The organism is Kitasatospora terrestris, from assembly GCF_039542905.1.
Taxonomy (GTDB): domain Bacteria; phylum Actinomycetota; class Actinomycetes; order Streptomycetales; family Streptomycetaceae; genus Kitasatospora; species Kitasatospora terrestris.
Genome location: NZ_BAABIS010000001.1, coordinates 3,441,913 through 3,463,469, shown reverse-complemented (window position 1 = coordinate 3,463,469; position 21,557 = coordinate 3,441,913). Strand labels below are relative to the sequence as shown.

Annotated in this window: 16 protein-coding genes; 7 read left to right on the top strand and 9 right to left on the bottom strand. The window is 72.8% G+C overall.

Translation table 11 applies throughout. From position 1 onward, the window contains the following. Nucleotides 1–15: 15 nt before the first annotated feature. The gene (locus ABEB06_RS15740; RefSeq protein ID WP_345697491.1) at nt 16–1,581 is read right to left on the bottom strand and encodes a glycosyltransferase family 39 protein; all 1,566 of its coding nucleotides are present in this window, start codon (nt 1,579–1,581) and stop codon (nt 16–18) included. Between the two features lie 92 nt (nt 1,582–1,673). Here ABEB06_RS15740 and ABEB06_RS15735 point away from each other — a divergent pair, with 92 nt between their 5' ends. From ABEB06_RS15735 to ABEB06_RS15725, 3 genes are read left to right on the top strand one after another with little or no spacing between them, the layout of a single operon-like run. Continuing rightward, nucleotides 1,674–2,987 carry a hemolysin family protein gene (locus tag ABEB06_RS15735; RefSeq protein ID WP_345697490.1) on the top strand — a complete coding sequence of 438 codons (1,314 nt, stop codon included), beginning with the start codon at nt 1,674–1,676 and terminating at the stop codon, nt 2,985–2,987. A 30-nt stretch (nt 2,988–3,017) separates the two neighbouring features. Then, a complete protein-coding gene (gene trpS, locus ABEB06_RS15730) occupies nt 3,018–4,055 on the top strand; it encodes a tryptophan--tRNA ligase (RefSeq protein ID WP_345697489.1) in 1,038 nt (345 codons plus the stop codon). After that, nucleotides 4,055–4,615 (top strand): 2'-5' RNA ligase family protein, encoded by a 561-nt coding sequence (locus ABEB06_RS15725; protein WP_345697488.1) that lies wholly within the window; start codon nt 4,055–4,057, stop codon nt 4,613–4,615. Before trpS ends, ABEB06_RS15725 begins: the two co-directional genes overlap by 1 nt. Here the strand turns inward: ABEB06_RS15725 and ABEB06_RS15720 are convergent. From ABEB06_RS15720 to ABEB06_RS15710, 3 genes are all read right to left on the bottom strand, one after another. After that, nucleotides 4,591–6,060 carry a hypothetical protein gene (locus ABEB06_RS15720; RefSeq protein ID WP_345697487.1) on the bottom strand — a complete coding sequence of 490 codons (1,470 nt, stop codon included), beginning with the start codon at nt 6,058–6,060 and terminating at the stop codon, nt 4,591–4,593. The two genes, ABEB06_RS15725 and ABEB06_RS15720, sit on opposite strands and share 25 nt — an antisense overlap. Before the next feature lie 50 nt (nt 6,061–6,110). Then, nucleotides 6,111–8,609, bottom strand: coding sequence for a CDP-glycerol glycerophosphotransferase family protein (locus tag ABEB06_RS15715; RefSeq protein ID WP_345697486.1), 2,499 nt, complete (start codon nt 8,607–8,609; stop codon nt 6,111–6,113). A 110-nt stretch (nt 8,610–8,719) separates the two neighbouring features. After that, the gene (locus ABEB06_RS15710) at nt 8,720–12,274 is read right to left on the bottom strand and encodes a bifunctional glycosyltransferase/CDP-glycerol:glycerophosphate glycerophosphotransferase (RefSeq protein WP_345697485.1); all 3,555 of its coding nucleotides are present in this window, start codon (nt 12,272–12,274) and stop codon (nt 8,720–8,722) included. A gap of 197 nt (nt 12,275–12,471) precedes the next feature. Here ABEB06_RS15710 and ABEB06_RS15705 point away from each other — a divergent pair, with 197 nt between their 5' ends. Beyond that, a complete protein-coding gene (locus ABEB06_RS15705; RefSeq protein ID WP_345697484.1) occupies nt 12,472–13,401 on the top strand; it encodes a YihY/virulence factor BrkB family protein in 930 nt (309 codons plus the stop codon). Between the two features lie 4 nt (nt 13,402–13,405). Here ABEB06_RS15705 and ABEB06_RS15700 read toward each other — a convergent pair whose 3' ends face one another. Continuing rightward, nucleotides 13,406–14,563: a D-alanyl-D-alanine carboxypeptidase family protein gene (locus ABEB06_RS15700; protein WP_345697483.1), complete on the bottom strand. Its 1,158-nt coding sequence runs from the start codon at nt 14,561–14,563 to the stop codon at nt 13,406–13,408. 107 nt (nt 14,564–14,670) lie between these two features. Between ABEB06_RS15700 and ABEB06_RS15695 the strand changes: the two genes are divergently transcribed. The 3 genes from ABEB06_RS15695 (at nt 14,671) to ABEB06_RS15685 (ending at nt 18,029) form a co-directional block, all read left to right on the top strand. After that, on the top strand, nt 14,671–14,931 hold the full coding sequence (locus ABEB06_RS15695; RefSeq protein ID WP_345697482.1) for an SCO4848 family membrane protein: 261 nt from the start codon (nt 14,671–14,673) through the stop codon (nt 14,929–14,931). Nucleotides 14,932–14,999: 68 nt separating this feature from the next. Continuing rightward, nucleotides 15,000–16,526 (top strand): hypothetical protein, encoded by a 1,527-nt coding sequence (locus tag ABEB06_RS15690; protein ID WP_345697481.1) that lies wholly within the window; start codon nt 15,000–15,002, stop codon nt 16,524–16,526. Nucleotides 16,527–16,694: 168 nt separating this feature from the next. Beyond that, on the top strand, nt 16,695–18,029 hold the full coding sequence (locus ABEB06_RS15685; protein WP_345697480.1) for a hypothetical protein: 1,335 nt from the start codon (nt 16,695–16,697) through the stop codon (nt 18,027–18,029). Between the two features lie 45 nt (nt 18,030–18,074). Here ABEB06_RS15685 and ABEB06_RS15680 read toward each other — a convergent pair whose 3' ends face one another. From ABEB06_RS15680 to sdhC, 4 genes are read right to left on the bottom strand one after another with little or no spacing between them, the layout of a single operon-like run. After that, nucleotides 18,075–18,848: a succinate dehydrogenase iron-sulfur subunit gene (locus ABEB06_RS15680; protein ID WP_345697479.1), complete on the bottom strand. Its 774-nt coding sequence runs from the start codon at nt 18,846–18,848 to the stop codon at nt 18,075–18,077. Beyond that, nucleotides 18,848–20,590 carry a succinate dehydrogenase flavoprotein subunit gene (gene sdhA, locus ABEB06_RS15675; RefSeq protein ID WP_345697478.1) on the bottom strand — a complete coding sequence of 581 codons (1,743 nt, stop codon included), beginning with the start codon at nt 20,588–20,590 and terminating at the stop codon, nt 18,848–18,850. The genes ABEB06_RS15680 and sdhA overlap by 1 nt, the downstream gene beginning before the upstream one ends. Before the next feature lie 23 nt (nt 20,591–20,613). Then, nucleotides 20,614–21,099 carry a succinate dehydrogenase, hydrophobic membrane anchor protein gene (gene sdhD, locus ABEB06_RS15670; RefSeq protein ID WP_345697477.1) on the bottom strand — a complete coding sequence of 162 codons (486 nt, stop codon included), beginning with the start codon at nt 21,097–21,099 and terminating at the stop codon, nt 20,614–20,616. Between the two features lie 5 nt (nt 21,100–21,104). Next, nucleotides 21,105–21,485, bottom strand: a complete 381-nt coding sequence (gene sdhC, locus ABEB06_RS15665) for a succinate dehydrogenase, cytochrome b556 subunit (protein ID WP_345697476.1) — start codon at nt 21,483–21,485, stop codon at nt 21,105–21,107. Nucleotides 21,486–21,557 lie beyond the last annotated feature (72 nt).

Here is a 21,557-nt window from a genome sequence, read left to right as displayed (position 1 = left end):
GGGGGTGCGGCGCCGTCAGCGGCGGACCAGGAGCGACACGGACATGCCCGACACCGTCTTGACGTGGTCCAGCTTGTAGCGCTCCTGGAGCGCCTTGGCGTACGCGGGCGGCAGGGTGCCGAACGGGTCCTGGCCGCCGTCCTTGGCCACCAGCCAGATCCGCGGCGGGGGCGTGGTGCCCAGCGCGGCCTTCGGGTCGGGGGTCATGGTCGGCCACAGGTCGTCGCGCTGCTGCCCGCTCTGCCCGGCGAACACGTCCCGCAGCACGACGTCCTCGGGCAGGTAGTACCGGACGCCGATGTCGACGCCCCACCACAGCTGCCACTGGTTCTGGCCGAACGCGGCGGCGTCGCCCGGGTGGTAGCCCGCCGCCACCAGGCGGGCGGCGGCGCGGTAGTCCAGCGGGTCGAACCAGGTGACCGGCACCGGGTAGACGTACTTGGCGTGCGAGAGCGTGCCGTGCAGCACCCGCTGGTCGGGGAGCGCCAGCAGGCCGATCACCGCCAGGCCGGCCAGGGTGGCCCGGAGCCGGACCAGGGCGAGGCCCGCACCGGCGAGCACCGACACGCCCGGCAGCACGAAGAACATGTACTTCGGCATGAAGTACGACACCGAGCCGTGCGTGGACGCCACCCAGAGCGCCCCCACCGGGATCAGCACCAGGCACCAGCCGAGCAGCACCGAGCCCGGCCGCTTCGAGCCGACCGCCAGCACCGCGACCGTCAGCACGGCGACGGTGACCGACGTGCCGCCGAGTATCTGCGGCCAGATGTTCCAGAGGTCGCCGAACACCGGTCGGCCGATCCAGCCGATCTGACGGGCGGCCTGCTTGCCGCTCAGGTGGACCAGCGGGTAGGCGGCGGCCACCGCCGCCAGCACCGCGCCGACGAACCCGGCCGGCAGCCGCCAGTTCCGCCGGTCCCGCCACCAGGCCAGGGCCACCCCGACGGCGTGCGGGGCGAGGTAGACCAGCGACACCAGGTGCAGGTAGCCGGAGCAGCAGAGCGCCGCCGCGTAGGCCAGCCAGCGCAGCGCGGTGGGCCGCTCCAGGGCGCGCAGCAGCAGGACCAGGGCCGCGGCCGCCGCGAACACCACGAAGCCGTACGACCGGGCCTCCTGGCCGTACCGGGCCACCGTCGGCAGCATCGCGAAGACCAGGCCGGCGACCAGGCCGGCGCGCGCGTCGAACATCCGGCGTCCGGCGAGCGCCGTGCACCCGGCCGCGCCGGCCATGGCCAGCACGCTCGGCAGACGCATCGCCAGCGGGCTCTCGCCGAAGACCGAGATCCAGAAGTGCAGGAACAGGTAGTACGTGCCGTGGACCGCGTCCACGTGCCGGATCATGTCGACGATGTCGCCGGCCGGCCGCCGCACCACCGACAGGGTGGCCAGCTCGTCGTGCCACATCACCGGGACGGTGACGTGGTACAGGCCCACCACCAGCGTCGCCAGGACCGGCCACAGCCAGACGCTGCGGACCGGTCGCGGCACCCGGTGCAGCGCGTCGAGACCGCGTCTGTGACGTGGCTGTTCCGGGCGCCGCTCGGAGGCGTCCGGGGCGCTGGACAAGGTCGGGGGCATGGAATCGGCCGTCCTTCGGGAAAGATCGCTCTTGGCCCTGGAATTATCACAGTCCGATGCGGTGACCCGCGGCCGCCCTAGGATGTCCGGCTGTGAGCGAAACCCTTCAGGATGCGGCACTCGTCCTGGTCTTCATCATGCTGGGCGGCCTGTTCAACGTGGCCGAGATCTCGCTGATCTCGCTGCGCGAGGGCCAGATCCGGGCCTTGGAGGCGACCGGCTCCCGGCGCGCCGTCCGGGCCGCGCACCTGGCCGCCGACCCCAACCGCTTCCTGGCCGCCGCCCAGGTCGGGGTGACCTGCATGGGCTTCCTGTCGGCCGCGCTCGGCGCCGACACGCTGGCCGGCAAGGCCGCGCCGCTCTTCGTCGAGCTGGGCCTGGACCCGGCGGTCGCGGACGCCGTCGCCCTGGTCGGCCTGACCCTGGTGATCTCCTACGTCTCGCTGGTCCTCGGCGAGCTCGCCCCCAAGCGGCTCGGCCTGCAGCGGGCGGAGTCCGTCGCGGTGCTCGCCGCCCCCGTGGTGGACGTCATGTCGGTCACCCTGCGGCCGGTGATCTGGCTGCTCGGGCACTCCACCAATCTGGTGGTCCGGCTGCTCGGCGGCGACCCCAAGGCCGGCCGCGGCCACATGAGCTCGGAGGAGCTGCGCGGCCTGGTGGCCGCCAACACCGAGCTGGGCAGCGACGAGCGGGCGCTGATCAACGACGTCTTCGCGGCCGGCGAGCGCCAGCTGCGCGAGGTGATGGTGCCGCGCACCGAGGTCACCTTCCTGGACGCCGAGCGGCTGGTCGCCGAGGTCCGCCCGGAGACCGACGACTCCCCGCACTCGCGCTACCCGGTGGTCGAGGGCTCCTACGACGCGGTGGCCGGCTTCGTGCACGTCCGCGACCTGTACGGGGCGCGCGGCGAGCGGGCCGCCCGGGTCCGCGACCTGGCCCGGCCGATCAAGCTGCTGCCCGCCACCAAGCGGGTGCTGGAGGCGATGAGCGAGATGCGCCGGGAGGGCCACCACCTGGCGATCGTGGTCGACGAGTACGGCGGCACGGCCGGCATCGTCACCCTGGAGGACCTGGTCGAGGAGGTGATCGGCGAGATCCGCGACGAGTACGACGCCCAGGACACCACCGCGACCCGGCTGCTGGCCGGCGGCGCGCTGGAGCTGGACGGCCTGCTCAACCTGGCGGACTTCGCCCAGGAGACCGGGTTCGCGCTGCCGGAGGGCCCGTACGAGACGGTCGCCGGCTTCCTGGTGCGCGAGCTGGGCCGGCTGCCGGCCAAGGGCGACCAGGTGACCACCGCGGACGGTGCCCGGCTGACCGTGGCCCGGCTGGACGGCCGGCGGATCGAACGGATCCGGGTGAGTGCGGTCACACTGTCGGATCCTCCAGGAGCGGAAGTTTCCTGAGCGGACGCCGAAGCTGGAACAATGGCGCCCATGGTCAACGCAGCGGTCACCGGTCCCGTGAAGGACCGTCCTCGGGTGCTCTCCGGCATCCAGCCCACGTCCGGCTCCTTCCACCTGGGCAACTACCTCGGCGCGGTGCGCCAGTGGGTGGACCTCCAGGAGGCCAACGACGCCTTCTACATGGTGGTCGACCTGCACGCGATCACCGTGCCGCAGGACCCGGCGACCCTGCGGGAGAACACCCGGATCTCCGCCGCGCAGCTGCTCGGCGCGGGCCTCGACCCGGAGCGCTGCACCCTGTTCGTGCAGTCGCACGTGCCCGAGCACGCGCAGCTCGGCTGGGTGATGAACTGCCTGACCGGCTTCGGCGAGGCCAGCCGGATGACCCAGTTCAAGGACAAGTCCTCCAAGCAGGGCGCCGAGGGCACCACGGTCGGCCTGTTCACCTACCCGATCCTGCAGATCGCCGACATCCTGCTGTACCAGGCGGACGCCGTCCCGGTCGGCGAGGACCAGCGCCAGCACGTGGAGCTGACCCGCGACCTCGCGGAGCGCTTCAACAGCCGCTACGCGCCGACCTTCACCGTCCCCAAGCCGTACATCCTCAAGGAGACGGCGAAGATCCAGGACCTGCAGGACCCGGCGATCAAGATGAGCAAGTCGGCGTCCTCGCCGAAGGGCCTGATCAGCCTCCTGGACGAGCCGAAGGCCTCCGCCAAGAAGTTCAAGAGCGCGGTGACCGACACCGGCACGGTGGTCTCCTACGACGAGCAGGAGAAGGCCGGCGTCTCCAACCTGCTGCGGATCCACTCCGCGCTGAGCGGGCAGAGCATCGAGCAGTTGGTCGCGCACTTCGAGGGCAAGATGTACGGCGCCCTGAAGACCGAGCTGGCCGAGCTGTTCACCGAGTGGGTGGAGCCCTTCCAGGCCCGCACCCGCGAGTTCCTGGACGACCCGGCCGAGCTGGACCGGGTCCTCGGGCTGGGCGCCGACAAGGCGCGCGCGGTGGCCTCCGAGACCCTGGCCACCGTCTACGACCGCATCGGCTTCCTCCCGCCCAAGCGCTGATGCCCGCCGACGTCGCCGCGCCCGGTGACGGCCTCCCCGAGGCCGTCACCATCGGCGTGTCCATACACGTGCCCGAGCCGTACGGCACGGCCCTGCAGGACGCCCGGGCCGGGCACGGCGACCCGGCGGCACGGTCGATACCCACCCACGTCACGCTGCTGCCGCCGACCGAGGTGGCGGCGGCCGCGCTGCCCGGCATCGAGGCGCACCTGCGCGCGGTGGCGGCCCGGCACCGGCCGTTCCGGATGCTGCTGCAGGGCAGCGGCACCTTCCGGCCGGTCTCCCCGGTCGTCTTCGTCCGGGTCGAGGAGGGCGCCCAGGAGTGCCGGGTGCTGGAGGCCGAGGTCCGTTCCGGGCCGCTCTCCCGGGAGCTGGCGTTCCCGTACCACCCGCACGTCACGGTGGCCCACGGCCTCGCCGAGCAGGTGCTCGACGAGGCGTACGAGAAGGCCCGGGGCTTCGCCGCGGCCTTCGCGGTGGACGGCTTCGTGCTCTCCCGGTTCGGGCCGGACGAGGTCTGGCGGCCCTGCCGCGACTACCCCTTCGGCTCCGCCCGCTGACCCTCCCGGCGGGCGGTGAGCAGGGTCAGGCAGAACGCGCCGATGAACATCGGCCCGACCATGTAGCGGTACAGCGGCGCCGGGTTGGCGACCAGGATGGACAGCTGGTAGCCGGCCGTCACGCCGGCCAGCGCCAGCACCGGGCGCATCCGCCGGCCGCGGGCGAACAGCCACAGCGCCGCGTACCCCAGGTACGCCCAGGTGGCGCCGCGGAACAGCAGCCAGTCCAGCTGCCGGGTCTTGGACGCGTTGTACCAGGCCCGCGCCGCGTGGTTCAGCCGGGTGGAGAGCGGGTCGGTGAGCAGCGCCGCCTTATACGGGTTGCGCGACATCTCCCACCCCGGCTGCGCGAGCCCGTACAGGTCGTCCGGTGTCGGGCCGGGCGAGCCGATCCAGGTGTAGCCGTTCAGCGCCTTCGGGCCGGGGAACGGCGCCCAGGCGATGTGGCCGCGGCAGATGTGGGCGTCCGCGATCAGGTCGGGCCGCTCCTTCAGCACCCGCTTCCAGATGCCGATCAGCCGGTCGTCCAGCCGCCCCGCGGCGGTCTGGTCGAAGGACGCGTCGTGGAAGAGCTGGTCGCCGACGTAGCAGTTGGTGCCGTCGTTGCTCCACCGGTCCAGCGGCATGACGGCGGCCAGCACCGCCCGGTCGGAGTCCCGGAAGGCGGCGGGATCGCCCGCGTAGGCCACCGCCAGGTCGTGGTAGTGCAGTGAGTGCACCGAGACCACCGAGGGCTGCCGGATCCCGAGCGCCGGGTACAGGTACAGCTGGCAGACCAGCGACAGCGAGACCGCGACCACGGTCAGCACCGACAGCAGCAGCCGCCTGCCGCGCACCGCGACGACCAGGAAGACGCCCGCGACCAGGGCCATGCCCAGTCCGTTGTTGCGGAACAGGCCCATCGCGGCCAGCGAGACGCCCAGCACCCACCAGTCCGGCCGGCCCGCCCGGCGTGCCACCAGCCGGGCGGACGCCGCGAACACCAGCACCGCGCACAGCGTGAACGGCACGTCCTTCCAGATGAACAGGACGAACGCGCCGGTCGGCGGGGCCGCCGCGAGCAGGATCGCCACCGCCGCCGTCCACCGGCCGCGCACCCCGAGCGCGCGCAGCGCCACGCAGGTGTACGCCAGGGTGGCCGAGGCCAGCACGGTCTGCCCCAGGGTCAGCACCGCCAGCCGACCGGGGAGGTGCAGGGCGCACCAGACCAGGGCGTCGTAGAGCACCGAGTGGTCGGAGGCCCAGTCGCCGGTGGTCACCTGCAGGACGTACATCGCCGAGTCGTAGCTGCTCAGGCCCGGGTAGACGGCCGCCCACCAGAGCAGCAGCACCACTTCGGCGAAGACCGCGACGGCCAGCGGCAGCCGCCACCGGGGCGGGACGGTCCGGGCGTGTCGGCGGGACCGCACCGGAAGGCCGGTGGGCTGGTCGATCGTGGCAGTCATGGATGGCCTCGGGGGAGCGGCTGGTGGAAGGTCGTTCGGGACGAGCGGGGTTACCCTACCGGCGCCTGTTCGGCACCCAGTTCCAGCATCCGGGTCACCACCCGGCCCGCGGCGCCGCCGTCGTCGAGCCGACAGTGCAGCTCCCGGAACCGCCGGTACTTCTCCTCGTACCGCTCGGGCAGCGCGCCCTCGTCGGCGAGCCGGCGCAGCCCGGCGACCAGCTCCGCGGAGCCGGGCACCAGCGGACCGGGCGCGTCCTGCTCGAAGTCGAAGTAGAAGCCGCGCAGGGTGTCCCGGTAGTGCTCCAGGTCGTAGGTGAAGAACAGCATCGGCCGGCCGGTCACCGCGAAGTCGAAGGCGATCGAGGAGTAGTCGGTGACCAGCACGTCGGCGACCAGCAGCAGGTCCTGCACGTCCGGGTAGCTGGCCAGGTCGTACAGGAAGCCGTCGCCGGCGCCCAGCAGCGGCTCGCGGACGTGCGCGTGCGGGCGGACCAGCAGCACGTGGTCCTCGCCGAGCGCTTCCTTGGCGGCGGCCACGTCGATCCGCAGGTCGAGGCGGAAGCCCTCGCCGCCCTCCGCCTGCTGGTCCTCGCGCCAGGTCGGCGCGTAGAGCACCACCCGCTTGCCCTCGGGCAGGCCGAGCCGGCGGCGGACCCCGGCGGCCTCGGCCGCGCCGGCCCGGGCCAGCACGTCGTTGCGCGGGTAGCCGGACTCCAGGATCTCGCCCTCGTACCGGAAGGCCCGCCGCAGGATCGGCGTCGCGTAGCCGCTGGGGGAGACCAGCAGGCTCCAGTTGGGCACCTCGCGGTCCAGCGCGGCCAGGTAGCCGGCGTCGCCGAGCCAGCTGTTCTCCACGTCGTGGGCGATCCGCTTGATCAGCGAGCCGTGCCAGGTCTGCACCACCACCTGGCCCGGCCGGCGCTCCAGGAACTCCGGCAGGTGGGTGTTGCCCACCAGGTACCGGGAGGTGGCCAGCGCCTCGTACCACTCCGGGCTGAAGACCCGCACCGGCCGCACCCCGGCGGGCACCTCGGCCTGCGCGTCGTCCACCGCCCACAGGTGCTCCAGCGGCTCGCCGCGGCGCACCAGTTCGGCGTGGACGGCGCGCGGCGAGTCCGCGTAGCCGCGGCCGCTGAACACGTCGTACAGCACCGCCTCGCGCAGCGGCTGCTGCCGGGCCTGCGGGTAGTGCACCTCGCGCAGCCGCTCCTGGGCGTACGCGCTGCGCTCGGCGGCGGACAGCACCGGGGTGGAGTCCACGATCAGGGTGTCGTGCCAGCGGCGCTGGAGCAGCACCCGCTTGGTGCCGGTGGTGTCGGAGCCGACCTCGACCGGCAGCGGCAGCGCGGTCAGCGCGTCCGGGGCGAGCAGCACCGGCCGCTCGGCGTCGGGCTGTCCGGCCGGGCGGATCCGCAGCCCCCACACGCCCTTGCGCAGCGGGAAGCGCCGGCCGTCCGGGTCGGTCCGCATCGCGGGCAGGTGCACGGTGAAGTGCTCGCCGCCGTCGAGCCGGTGGACGCTCTCGCCGGTGCCCTGGTCGTGCCGCAGGACCAGCTCCAGCGGGCCCCGGTCCGGCAGCGGGGCGTGGCCGGTCAGCTCGAACCCGTCCGCGGTGGCGGTGATCCGCCCCACCAGGCCGGCCGCCTGCTGGGCGCAGAACTGCGGGTACCCGTCGGAGAGCTCCTTGAGGTAGAGCACCCGGTCGGCGCCGGGCAGCCGGAACTGGCCCGCTATCGGCGCCTGCCGGTGGTCCAGGACCGGGCGCACCGCGGAGCCGTCCGGGCGGACCAGCTCGGCGTCCCAGTGCTCGCGCTCCGGGTCGGCGACGCCGGTGAAGTGCTCCAGCCCGACCCGGACGGTGAACCGGCCCGCTCCGGCCGGCCGGAGCGGGAAGGCGGGCTCGGCGGACGACTCGCGGTGCCGCAGCCGCAGGACCGAGCCCTCGGGGAGGTCGGCCGCCCCGGAGAGCAGCAGCGCGTCGCCGTCCCGTTCGGCGCCGGTGATCCGGGCCCGGACGTTCTCCACCCGTATCCGCAGCGCCCCGTCGTGGAAGTGCGGGACGATCCGGGCCGCGTCGCCGACCCACCGGCTCAGCGGGTACTCGCCGGATCCGCACCAGTGCTGGGCGATCGGCCCGTGCACGGTGCGCAGGCCGTCCTGCAGCACCACCTCGACCTGCCACTCGCCGTCCCGCCAGCGCCCGCCGCGGCGCAGCCGCTCCGGATCGACGGACGCGGTGAAGCCGGCCCAGTCGTGGCTGAACCTGGTCTGCTCGCTGTCGTCGGTGGCCTCCGGCAGGAACAGCGCCCGGGTGCGCACCCGGACCGCCGGGCCGTTGCCGGTCGGCCGGAGCCAGACCCGGGTGAGCGCGGCGGCCAGCCGGCCGGTGTCGCGGTCGCCGTGCCGGGCGACCCCGGTGATCTCGAACCCGCGCGCCGTCCAGGTGGTGGACATCGCGCGGATCACCGGCTCGGCCGGTTCGGGCGGGGCGGTCGTCCCACCGGAGCGGGGGGACGGGACGACGGAGGTGGAAGTGGACAGCGGCACCGGGGGACGCCTCTTACTCTCGTGCAGGAACAGACAGTCATCTCACAGGGCGGAGACACCCCTGGTCAATGAATGTCCGGTGAAAAAATCCCCCGGTGCGGCGTGTGCGATCAGTCCCCCAGCATCGCGTCCACCACCCGCTCCGAGGCGTGACCGTCCTCCAACGAACAGTAGGCCTCGCGGAAGGCGCGGTAGGCCTCCCGGTGGGCGGCCGCGTCGGCCTCGACCCGGCCCAGCGCGGCGATCAGCTCCGCGGAGTCGCCCACCATCGGGCCCGGCGCCTGGGCGGTCAGGTCGAAGGTGAAGCCGCGCAGGTTGTCCCGGTAGTGCTCCAGGTCGTAGGTGAAGAACACCATCGGACGGCCGGTGACCGCGAAGTCGAACATCACCGAGGAGTAGTCGGTGACCAGGACGTCCGTGATCAGCAGCAGCTCGGCCATGTCGGGGTAGCTGGTGACGTCCCAGACGTAGCCGTCGCCGGCCTCCGGCACCCGGGCGCAGACCAGCTCGTGGCCGCGGACCAGCAGCACCTGGTCCTCGCCCAGCGCGTCCTTGGCGGCGGCCAGGTCGATCCGCAGGTCCAGCTGGTAGCCGTCCTGCGGCCGGCGCCGGTCCTCGCGGTAGGTCGGCGCGTACAGCACCACCTTCTTGCCCTCGGGCAGGCCGAGGCGCTCGCGGACCTGCTCGGCGGTCTTCTCCCGGTCGGCGGCGAACAGCACGTCGTTGCGCGGGTAGCCGCTCTCCAGCACCGTGCCCTCGTACTTGAAGGCGCGGCGCAGCACCGGGGTGGAGACCTCGTTCTGCGACAGCAGCAGCGACCAGTGCGGCACCTCGCGGTCGAGGTGCTCCAGGTACTCCGCGTCGGTGAACCAGACCTTCTCGAAGTCGTGGCCGATCTGCTTCAGCGGGGTGCCGTGCCAGGTCTGCACGACCTGCTGGCCGGGCCGCCGGGTGAAGAACTCCGGCAGGTGCGAGCTGGTCACCACGTACTTGGCGGTGGCCAGGGCCTCGTACCACTCCGGCGACCAGCGGCGCAGCGGCTCGGCGGTCTGCGGCAGGTCGGCCTGCAGGTCGTCGCTGGCCCACAGGTGGCGCACCGGCGTGCCGCGGCGCACCAGCTCCTCGTGGATCGCGCGCGGCGAGCCGGCGTAGCGGCTGCGGCGGCCGGTGTAGTACACCACGGTGTCGGTCAGCGGCCGCTGCTGCATCGCCGGGTAGGCGGCGCGCTGTGTGCGCTGGCGGTAGCCGCTGCGCTCCTCGGGCGGCAGCACCTCGTGCGACTCCAGCGACAGCAGGTCGAACTGGCGGCGCTCCAGCGCGACCCGCTTGCCGCGGGCGAGCACCTCGACGGGCAGCGCGGCGTGGCAGGACGGGGCGAGCAGGATCTGCGGCCAGTGGGAGTCGGCCGGCGCGTCGACCGGGCGGAAGTAGACCTCCCAGGTGCCCTTGTGCAGCGGCACCTGGCCGGCGTAGCTGGCGGTCGGCACCGCGGGCAGCGCCGCGCGGAACCGGCCGTCGGCGATCTCCACCGGGTAGTGGTGCTCCTCCTCGCGCCAGTCGTGCCGGATCACCAGCTCGTACCGGTGCGTGCCGGGCAGCGGGAAGCTGCCGCTGAGTACGAAGCCCTCGCCGTCGAGGGCGGCCGAGACCTCCTCGACGACCGGCTGCAGCACCTGGTCGCACAGCTGCAGGTGCCCGTTGGAGGACGGCTTGGAGTACAGCGCGCGGGCGCCGTCGGTGCCGATCGGCACGTGGACGTGGGTGGCCGCGGCGCGCTCGTCGACCGCGATCGGCAGCACCGTGCCGTCGGCGAGCAGCAGGGCGGCGTTCCAGTGGTCGCGGTAGCGCTCGTCGGCGGCCGGGTCGAGGGCGTCCCACGCGTCGCGGACCACGGTCAGCTCGGCGACCGGCACGTCGGCGGAGAACGGGACGCTGCGGTCGACGGGGGTGCCGAGCTCCAGGGGGAAGGTCAGCGGCCGGTCCGACTCGGCGTGGGTCAGCCGCAGGACGGCGCCGGACAGCTCGGAGCCGGACAGCGCCGAGCCCTCGATCCGGACGGTGCCGCGCGCGGCGGTCACCGCGGTCATCCGGGCCTTGACCAGCTCGACCCGCAGGTTGACGTGGCCGTCCTTCAGCCAGGAGGTGATCCGCACGTCCCGGTCGACCCAGTGCGCCGGCGGGTGCTCGGCGGTGTCGCTCCAGCCGCCGGAGACGCGGCCCTTGTAGACGCCGCCCTTGCCGGCGCCCGCGATGAGCACCCGCCAGGAGCCGTCCTTCCACTGGCCGCGGTGCTTGAGCCGGGCCGGGTCGATCACGGCGTCGAAGCCCGCCCAGTCGCAGCTGTACAGCGCGTGCGGGGAGCTGGCGGTGGCCTCCGGGCTGTACGTCGTCCGGGTCTGCACCATGACCACGCGGCGGCCCCTGGCCTCGCGCAGCACCAGCACCTTGATCATGTCGTGCTTGTTCTCGGCGCCCAGGTGCTCCGGGAAGGCGTGCCCGGTCAGGTGCAGCTTGCCCTCCCGCCAGGTCGCCTCGTACAGCCGGCTGCGCATCACCAGCGCGTTGTTCAGCCGCAGCAGCTCGGCCGGCACGCTCTTGCGGCCGCCGCGCAGGAAGGGGTAGTCCGCGTACGGACGCAGCAGGCCGCGCGCCGGGGCCGCGCCGTTGCTGTCCTTCTCGAACTCCATCTGCTCGATCAGCTCGTCGATCCGGCCCTGCAGCGTCAGGTGGTACTTCAGCCGCAGCGGCGCGCGCAGCTTGCGCACCTGCTCGGGGCCGATCGCGCGCAGCAGCCGGCTGACCGACTCCTGGTAGGCCGCGTTGTACGCCGGGTCGCCCTCCGCCACCGACCAGAAGAACATCGGAATCTCCTCGAGGAGATTGTTCTCGTCGTAGGAGTTGAGGTAGCCGCGGAACTTCGGGTCGGTCTGCTCCAGCATCCAGGCGCGGACCAGCTCCATCGACTTCACCCGGTCGATGACGCCCTTGGGGTTGGTCTTCATCTGCGTGATCGACATCTCGCCGACCTCGCGCTCGCGCCAGTGGTAGATCGGCTCGGAGAGCACGTCGACGCTCTTGGCGAGGTAGTGGTGCGGCACGCTGACCGGGGCGTCCTCGTAGAGGATGCCCTCGGGGTAGAGGATGCCGGCGGTGTCGAAGAAGGTGCGGCGGTAGACCTTGTTCCAGGCGGTGCGGTCGGTGACCAGCGCCGGGATCTCGGTCACGTGGGTCTTGAGCCGGGTCTCCTTGAACGGCTTGCGGTGGCCGCCGGACGGGTAGTACCCGACGGCGCGGAAGCGCAGCACGTTGCCGGTGCAGAAGTCGGACCCGGTCTCGTCCAGGGTGCCGATCATCAACTCGTAGGCGCTCGGCGGCAGCGTGTCGTCGCTGTCCACGAAGGCCAGGAACTCGGTGCCCTCGGAGAGGTGGCGCCAGCCGGTGTTGCGGGCGGCGCCGAGGCCCTTGTTCTCCTGGCGGACGAGACGGAAGCGGGAGTCCTTGGCGGCGTACGCGTCGGCGATCGCGGCGCTGGAGTCCTTGGAGCCGTCGTCGACCATGACGCACTCGAAGTCGCTGAAGGTCTGTGCGGCGATCGAGTCGAGGCATTCCTCCAGGTAGCGCTCGACGTTGTAGATCGGGACGACGACGGAGAGGCGGGGTGCCATCGGCTGCGCAGAGCCTTTCATCAGGGAGTGCGACCGGGGTGCCCGGACGGGAAGATCCGGCAGGTTACCAGCCGAAATCCTACCTGCCGAACCTCGCTGATCGTCGCGTGGCCAGGCCGGGTCGGGGGAGCCGGCAGCCGTGACACGTGGCCGCGCCGGTCCCGCACGGGCGCTGCGCAGCACGGTATACACCCTGCGTGGAGTTCCTCACCAAGCTGCCCGTGATCGGCCCCGCCGCCGCCCGGGTGATGCGCAGCCGCCCGTACCGGACCTACGAACACTTCACCGCGGTGAAGGCCAACCGGCTGGCCGGCGCGGTCACCTTCTTCGGCTTCCTCGCGCTGTTCCCGCTGCTCACCGTGGCCCTGGCGATCGCGGTGGCGACCCTCTCCGACCACCGGGTGCAGGAGCTCCAGGACAAGATCTCCGAGCAGCTGCCCGGCCTGTCCGACGCGCTCGACCTGGACTCGCTGGTCGCCAACGCCGCCACCGTCGGACTGGTCAGCGGCGTGATCCTGCTGCTCTCCGGCCTCGGTTGGGTGGACACCATGCGCGGCTCGATCCGGGACGTCTGGCGGCTGCCCGCCGAGAGCGGCAACCCGGTGCTGCTCAAGGCCCGCGACTGCGTGGTGCTGCTCGGCCTCGGCGTGGTCTGCCTGCTCTCGCTCGGCGCCTCCGCCGCCGCCACCACGCTGGCCCGCCGCCTCGCCGACGCGATCGGCCTGGACGGCGGCGCCGGCCGCTGGGCGCTGACCGCGGTCGGCTTCCTGATCGCGGTCGGCGCCGACCTGCTGCTCTTCGCCTACCTGCTCGGCCCGTTCCCGCTGATCACCGACCAGCTGGCCACCGGCCGCAGTCGCCGCGACCTGCTGCAGGGCGCGCTGATCGGCGCGGTCGGCTTCGAGCTGCTCAAGCTGCTGCTCTCCTCGTACCTCGGCTCGGTCGCCGGTCGCAGCCTGTACGGCGCCTTCGGCGTCCCGGTCGCCCTGCTGCTGTGGATGAACTTCGTCACCCGGCTGCTGATGTACTGCGCGGCCTGGACCGCGCTCGCCGACCGCAAGGACGCCCGCGAGCGGGCCCTCGCCCAGGCCGACGCCGCCCGGGACGAGGCCCTGGCCGACCTCTGACCGCTCAGCGGCGGCGGCGCACCGCCCGCGCGCGCAGCAGCGCCAGGCCCGCCGCGACGGCGCCGAGCAGCGCGGTGGCCCAGCCCAGCGCCCCGCCGTCGCCGACCGTGAGCGCGGCCGGGGCGGCCTGCGGCGCGGCCCCCGCCGGGCGGTCGGCGGCGGCCGCGGGCCGGTCGGCCGGCGGGGCCAGGTCCTCGGCCAGCGTGCCGACCGGCGCCACCTTGCCCGCCGCCGCGAAGCCCCAGTCGAGCAGCGCCGCGGTCTCGTCGTACACCTTCGGATTGGTCTCCGTGTGCATCACCGTGACCAGCAGCGTCCGCCCGCCGCGCTCGGCGGCGCCGGTGAAGGTCGCCCCGGCGTTGGTGGTGTAGCCGTTCTTCACCCCGATCAGCCCCGGGTAGCGGCCCAGCAGCCGGTCGGTGTTGGCGATGCCGAACGAGCCGCGCTGCCCGGTCGCCTTGTCCACCGCACCGGGGAACTGCGCCGAGCGGGTCGCGCAGTACGCCCGGAAGTCGGGGTTGCGCAGGCCCGCCCGGGCGAACAGGGTCAGGTCGTACGCCGAGGAGAGCTGCCCGTCCTCGTCGTAGCCGTCGGGGGTGACCACCCGGGTGTCGTCGGCCTGCAGCGACCGCGCCCGGTCCTGCATCTCGGCGACGGTCCGCTCGATCCCGCCGTTCATGTGGGCGAGCACCCGGACCGCGTCGTTGCCGGAGGCCAGGAACACCCCGCGCCACAGGTCCTCGACCCGGTACTCCAGGTCCTCCTTGATCCCGACCAGGCTGGAGCCCGGGCCCATGCCGGCCAGCTCGGCGGGCGCCACCCGGTGCACCGCCGCCCGGTCGAACTTGGGCAGCACGGTGTCCGCGAACAGCATCTTCAGGGTGGACGCCGGTGGCAGCTGCGCGTGCGCGTTGAACGAGGCCAGCACCTCGCCGGAGTCCGCGTCCGCCACCACCCAGGACTTCCCGGTCAGGTCCGCGGGCAGCGCCGGCGCCCCCGGTCGCGGCGCCACCTGCACGCCCGAGGCGGCCAGCCGGGCCCCGCCGATCACCGGCCGGGCCGGCGGCGGTCCGTCGGCCGTCAGCGCGACGGCCGGGCCCGGGGCCAGCAGACCGATCACCGCGGCGGTCGGCAGGAGTCCGAAGCGACGGAGTAGCTGCATTGGGGGAAGGTACCCGCGGCCTCGGCCGATCCTTGGCATATAAGCGGATTTACCTCGTCCGGGTGCCCGCCGCTGGGCCGCTCGGCGCACCGTCCATACTGGGTGCCATGAAGCTCAGCCGCACCGTGTCCTGGTTCCTCACCGCCTTCGGCGTCTGGTCGCTGTTCATCTGGACCACCTTCGTGAAGAACCTCTGGAAGGACTCCGGCGGGCAGGCCTTCGTGGGCGGCGACCACTCCCAGCCCACCGCCTTCTTCTGGGTCCACCTGCTGCTCGCCGTCACCTCCCTCGCGCTGGGCCTGGCCATCGGCGCGATCGGCGTCCGCGGCCTGCGGGCCCTGCGCCGCCAGGCCGCGGAATCCCTTTGACGCGGCCTCCGGCGGGCTGGCAGAGTCTCCGCTCGTTCGAGTCCGGACGAGTCCGAGGGGGCCCTGTTTTGCCCGTCAACCGCCGTACGCCCGCCGCCGTGCTGGGCGCCGCAGCCGTGGTCCTGCTGACCGTCGCCGCGCCCACCGCCGCGGCCCAGGACGGCCGGTCCGCCACGACCGCCGACTGCCACAGCTGGCTGGCCGCCGGCCCGCCCGCGCTCACCGCGCACACCGACGCGCCCGCCGCCCGCTTCAAGGTCTGGGACGCCACCGGGCAGAAGGTCTTCGACGCCACCGCCGAGACCGGCCCCGACGGCACCGTCAAGGCGCTGCCGACCGGCCTCGCCGAGGCCGTCGGCTACACCTGGCAGGCCTGGCCCGAGTATGGCCCGGGCAGCGGGAAGCCCACCGACACCTGCGGGTTCGGCGTCGACACCACCGCCCCGCGGGTCGCCGTCGCCTCCACCGACTTCCCCGAGTCCGGCAGCGGGCAGATCCCGCAGAAGTACGCCGGCCAGCTCGGCACCTTCACCCTCACCGGCAGCGACACCGGCTCCGGCACCGCGTGCTTCCGGTACGTCCTCAACGGCACCTCGGACGTCGGCGGCGACTGCCAGGTCCAGGCCGGCCCGGACGGCACCGCCACCGTCCAACTGCGGCCGGCCCAGTGGGGCACCAACTTCCTCACCGTCCAGGCCGTCGACCGGGCGGGCAACGTCTCGCAGCCGGTCAGCTACACCTTCTACGCCCCGTGGAACCCCAACCCGCCCCAGGCCCCGGGCGACGTGGACGGCGACGCCGTCCCCGACATCCTGCTCCCGGACACCGCGGGTAACCTGCAGATCATCAGCGCCGCCGCCACGACCACCGTGCCGACCTCGGTGTCCCCCGCCGCGGCCGCGCCGCGCGGCAACGGCTGGGGCGCGCTCCAGGTGGCGCACCGCGGCTGGGACAACCACGCACCGGTCGACGACCTCTTCGCGCACGCGCCTGGGACCGCCTACCTCTACGCGATCCGCAACACCTCCCTGGGCGTCTTCAACGGGTCCGGCATCACGCTGGTCGACCGCCCGGACAGCTGCGGCGACACGGCCTGCCCGGCCGACTACGCCCCGACCTGGTCCAGGGTGGAACAGCTCGTCTCGCTCGGGTCGCTCGACCAGTACACCCAGCCCTCGCTGGCCACCGTGGAGAACGGCGACCTGTGGCTGTTCACCGACCCGGGTTTCCGCTTCCAGTTCTGGAACGTCAAGAAGCTCTCCACCGGCGGGGTCTGGGCCGGCTACGACCTGGTCGCCCCCGGCAAGGCCGCCGACGGGTCGGTCGCGCTCTGGGCGCGCGAGCGGGCCACCGGCACGCTGCGCGCGTACCCGATGCCGGTCGGCGCCGACGGGGTCCGCGACTTCTCGGCGCTCGCCGACCCGGCGTCCGGCACCGTGCTCGGCACCTTCCCGGTCGCCGACTACCCGACGCTGGGCAGCTCCGGCGACGGTGACGGCGACGGCCTGCCCGACCTGTACGCGGTGACCGCCGACCGACACCTGCTGACCTACCGCGGCACCACCGCGCCGAAGGACCTCGGCACGCTGCGCTGATCCCGCCTCCGGCGCGCCCGGGCCCGTCCGATCCCGCGATCGGACGGGCCCGTCCTGTCAGGAGCATGGACGGCGGGGCGGGGGCTGCTGCTAGCCTGCCGCACACACTCGGCCGAACTGGCGGTCGAGGCGCCCGTCCCGGGGTGTGGGGGACGCAGGGGAGGCCACATGTCCGGCAGCGCGACCCTCAGGCCCTCGACCGTGGCCGAACCGGTGCGCTCCCAGGGCCACCGGCGGCACCGGCGGGCCCGCTCACGGGTGCGGATGCCGCTCGCCGTGACCGCCGCCACCCAGGCGGTCTGGCTCTTCTGGTGGGCCGCCACCGATCACCGGGCGCCGGCCGCCGGCTACGGCGGCGCCGACCCGTACGGGCTGTACACGGCGGCGCTCCGCGGCTCCGTCCGGCTGGCCGGCGGCGCCGGGCCGCTCGCCCTCGCGCAGACCACCCTCGCGGCGCTCGCCCTCGGCTACACGGCGGCCGCCCTGGCCCGCCTGGGAACCCGGGCCCGCTGGACCGCCCCGACCGCGCTGCTGCTGGCCGCGGCCCCGCCCACCGGAGCGTTCGTGGTGGCGCTCGCCCCGGACGTGCCCTCCACCGTCTGCGCGGTGCTGGCGACCGCCGCCGCGCTGCGCCTGCTGGCCCGCCGTGCGGACGGCACGCTGGACGGCCGCGGCCCGGTCCTGCGGCTGGACCTGCTGGTGCTGGCCGCCGCCCTGCTGGGCCTGGGCACCCTCCACCCGCACGGCCCGCTGGTCGTCCTGCTGACCGCCGTGCCGCTGCTGCTCCTGCTCGGCGGGGCGCGCCGCCGGATCGCCCTCGCGACGGCGGTGGCCGTGGTGGTCCCGGTGGTGCTCGGCATCGTCCGGATCCCCGGCGTGCACCGCCCGCCCGCCCACACGGTCCACGCGCTGCGCCTCGGCGACCTCGCGGTGGCGTACCACCGCGACCCCGGCGCCTTCACCGCCGCCGAGCGGGCCGACCTGGCCGCCGCCGCGCCGCTCGCCGACTGGGACCTGGCCGGTGAACGCTGCTACCGGGCGCCGGAGTTCACCGGGCCGGCCGACCAGTGGACCACCCTGCTCGGCCGCCGCCCCGACCTGGTGCTGGCCGCCCGGCTGTGCCGCGGCCAGCTGGCCTGGTCGGTCGGACCCGGCCCGGCGGAGCTCGGCGGCGCCACCGGCGTGGCCGCCCCCGGCACCACCGGTGGGCCGCTCGGCCGCGCCGCCGCCTGGCTGCACACCGCGTTCCGCGTCCCGCAGCTGGACTGGCTGCTGTGGCGCGGCGCCACCTGGAGCTGGATCGCCTGCGCCGCCCTGCTGGTGCACGCCCGACGGCACCGGCTGCCCGCCGCCCTCCCGGTCGGGGCGGCCGTGCTGCTCGCCGTCCAGGCCGGCCTGCTGGCCACCGCCACCGGACAGGACCACCGGACGATGGCGCCCGCGCTCTTCCTCGGCCCGCTGCTGCTCACCCTGGTCACCGCACCGCGCCGCCGGAACGCCTGAGGGCCCGTCCGGAGCGAACTCCGGACGGGCCCTCAGGGCGGTGGACTAGAAGCGACGCGTGACGAGCGCGCGCTTCACCTCCTGGATCGCCTTGGTGACCTCGATGCCGCGCGGGCAGGCCTCCGAGCAGTTGAAGGTGGTGCGGCAGCGCCACACGCCCTCACGGTCGTTCAGGATCTCCAGGCGCTGCTCGCCGCCCTCGTCGCGCGAGTCGAAGATGAAGCGGTGCGCGTTGACGATCGCCGCCGGGCCGAAGTACTGGCCGTCGTTCCAGAACACCGGGCACGACGAGGTGCACGCGGCGCACAGGATGCACTTGGTGGTGTCGTCGAACCGCTCGCGGTCCTCCTGCGACTGCAGGCGCTCGCGGGTCGGGTCGTTCCCCTTGGTGATGAGGAACGGCATGACGTCCTTGTACGCCTGGAAGAACGGGTCCATGTCGACGATCAGGTCCTTGAGGACCGCGAGGCCCTTGATGGCCTCGATCGTGATCGGCTTCTCCGGGTTGACGTCCTTGATCAGGGTCTTGCAGGCCAGCCGGTTGCGGCCGTTGATCCGCATGGCGTCCGAGCCGCAGATGCCGTGGGCGCACGAGCGGCGGTACGTCAGGGTGCCGTCCTGCTCCCACTTGACCTTGTTGAGGGCGTCCAGGACGCGCTCCTTGGGGTCCATCAGCAGCTGGTAGTCGACCCACACCGGGTCCGGGTGCTCCTCCGGGTTGAACCGGCGGATCCGCAGGGTGACGTTGATCAGCTGGGTGGAGCCCGCCTCGGCCGCGTCCAGAGCGGCCGAGTGCTGCTCGACAGTCGGGGTGCTCATCAGTACTTACGCTCCATCGGCTGGTAGCGGGTCGTGACGACCGGCTTGTAGTCGAGGCGGATGGAGGTGGAGCCGTCGGCGGCGACCTCCTGGTACGCCATGGTGTGCTGCATGAACTTCACGTCGTCGCGCTTCGGGAAGTCCTCGCGGAAGTGACCGCCGCGGGACTCCTCGCGGGCCAGCGCGGAGACGGCCAGCACCTCGGCCAGGTCGAGCAGGTTGCCCAGCTCGATGGCCTCCAGCAGGTCGGTGTTGTACCGCATGCCCTTGTCCTGGATCGCCACGTTCTTGAAGCGCTCCTTGAGGGCGGCGATGTCCTGGACGGCCTGCTCCAGGGTCTTGCCGGTGCGGTACACGGACGCGTTGGTGTCCATGGACTCCTGCAGCTCCTTGCGGATCTGCGCGACCGACTCGGTACCGGTGGACTCGCGGAGCTGGTCGACCATGTTCTGGACCAGCGCGCCCGGGTCGGCCGGGAGCTCGACGAACTCGGCGCCCTCGGCGTACTCGGCGGCGGCGATGCCCGCGCGGCGGCCGAACACGTTGATGTCCAGCAGCGAGTTGGTGCCCAGGCGGTTGGCACCGTGCACCGACACGCAGGCGACCTCGCCGGCGGCGTACAGGCCGGGGACGATGTCGGTGTTGTTGGCCAGCACCTCGCCCTCGACGTTGGTCGGGATGCCGCCCATGGCGTAGTGCGCGGTCGGCTGGATCGGGATCGGGTCCGTGTAGGGCTCGATGCCGAGGTAGGTGCGCGCGAACTCGGTGATGTCCGGCAGCTTGGCGTCCAGCTGCTCCGGCTCGATGTGGGTGAGGTCCAGGTAGACGTGGTCGCCGTCCGGACCGCAGCCGCGACCCTCGCGGATCTCGGTGTAGATCGCGCGGGAGCAGACGTCACGGGACGCGAGGTCCTTCATGACGGGGGCGTAGCGCTCCATGAAGCGCTCGCCGTCCTTGTTGCGCAGGATGCCGCCCTCGCCGCGGGCGCCCTCGGTGAGCAGGATGCCCATCCGCCAGATGCCCGTCGGGTGGAACTGGAAGAACTCCATGTCCTCCAGCGGCAGGCCGCGGCGCAGCGCCACCGCCTGGCCGTCACCGGTCAGGGTGTGGGCGTTCGAGGTGACCTTGAACATCTTGCCGGTGCCGCCGGAGGCGAACACCACGGCCTTGGCCTGGAAGACGTGGATCTCGCCGGTGGCCAGCTCGTAGGCGACGACGCCCGCGGTCTTGCCCTCGTTGAGCAGCAGGTCGAGGACGTAGAACTCGTTGAAGAACTCCACGCCCTCCTTGACGCAGTTCTGGAACAGCGTCTGGAGGATCATGTGACCGGTGCGGTCGGCCGCGTAGCAGGACCGGCGGACCGGGGCCTCGCCGTGGTTGCGGGTGTGGCCGCCGAAGCGCCGCTGGTCGATCCGGCCCTGGTCGGTCCGGGAGAAGGGGAGACCCATCTTCTCCAGGTCGAGGACGGCGTCGATGGCCTCCTTGCACATGATCTCGGCGGCGTCCTGGTCGACCAGGTAGTCACCGCCCTTGACCGTGTCGAAGGTGTGCCACTCCCAGTTGTCCTCCTCGACGTTGGCGAGGGCGGCGCACATGCCGCCCTGGGCCGCGCCGGTGTGGGACCGGGTGGGGTAGAGCTTGGTCAGCACCGCCGTGCGGCTGCGCTTGGTCGACTCGATGGCCGCGCGCATGCCCGCGCCGCCGGCGCCGACGATGACAGTGTCGTACTGGTGAATCTGCATGGGGGTCAGTCGCCTCTGGCTCGTCAGATGTTCGGGTCGAAGGTGAAGATCACCAGGGTGCCGAGCAGGACCGTGAACACGGTCGCGACACCCAGGAGGCCCTTCAGCCACAGACGAGTGGAGTCCTTCTCCGCGTAGTCGTTGATGACGGTGCGCATGCCGTTGGCACCGTGCAGCATCGCCAGCCACAGCATCAGGAGGTCCCAGACCTGCCAGAACGGCGAGGCCCAGCGGCCGGCCACGAAGGCGAAGCTGATCTTGGAGACGCCGCCGTCGAGGACGAGGTTGATCAGCAGGTGGCCGAGGACCAGCACCACCAGGACGACACCCGACAGGCGCATGAACAGCCAGGCGAGCATCTCGAAGTTGGTGCGGGTGCGGCGCGGGGTCTTCTTGCTCCGCGTGCGGGCCGGCTCGACGACGAAGGCGTCGGCCGGGTTGCCCGTCCCCAGGCCCTGGCCCGTGTGGGCCTGCAGGGAGGGGACGATCACGTCCTTGGTCTCAGACATGGAGATCAGCCCCCGAACCAGGTGCGAAGGGTGTGCTGGAGGATCGGGTAGAAGGCGCCGGCCATCAGGACGACCCAGACACCCACGACGGTCCAGAGCATCTGCTTCTGGTACTTCGGGCCCTTGGCCCAGAAGTCGACCGCCACGACCCGCAGGCCGTTCAGTGCGTGGAACAGGATGGCGGCGCTCAGGCCGTACTCCATCAGGTTCACGTACCAGGTCTTGTAGGTCGCGATGACGGTGTCGTAATCCTCGGGCGACACCCGCACCAAGGCGGTGTCGAGGACGTGCGCGAAAAGGAAGAAGAAGATGAGGACGCCGGTGACTCGGTGAGCCACCCAGCTCCACATGCCTTCCCGGCCGCGGTACAGCGTTCCAGCCGGCACGGAAAACCCTCCGGAAGCGGGGTTGGGGGCTCGGCCGGCTTCGGTGTCGGTCAGCCCGGCCGGGTACGGTCC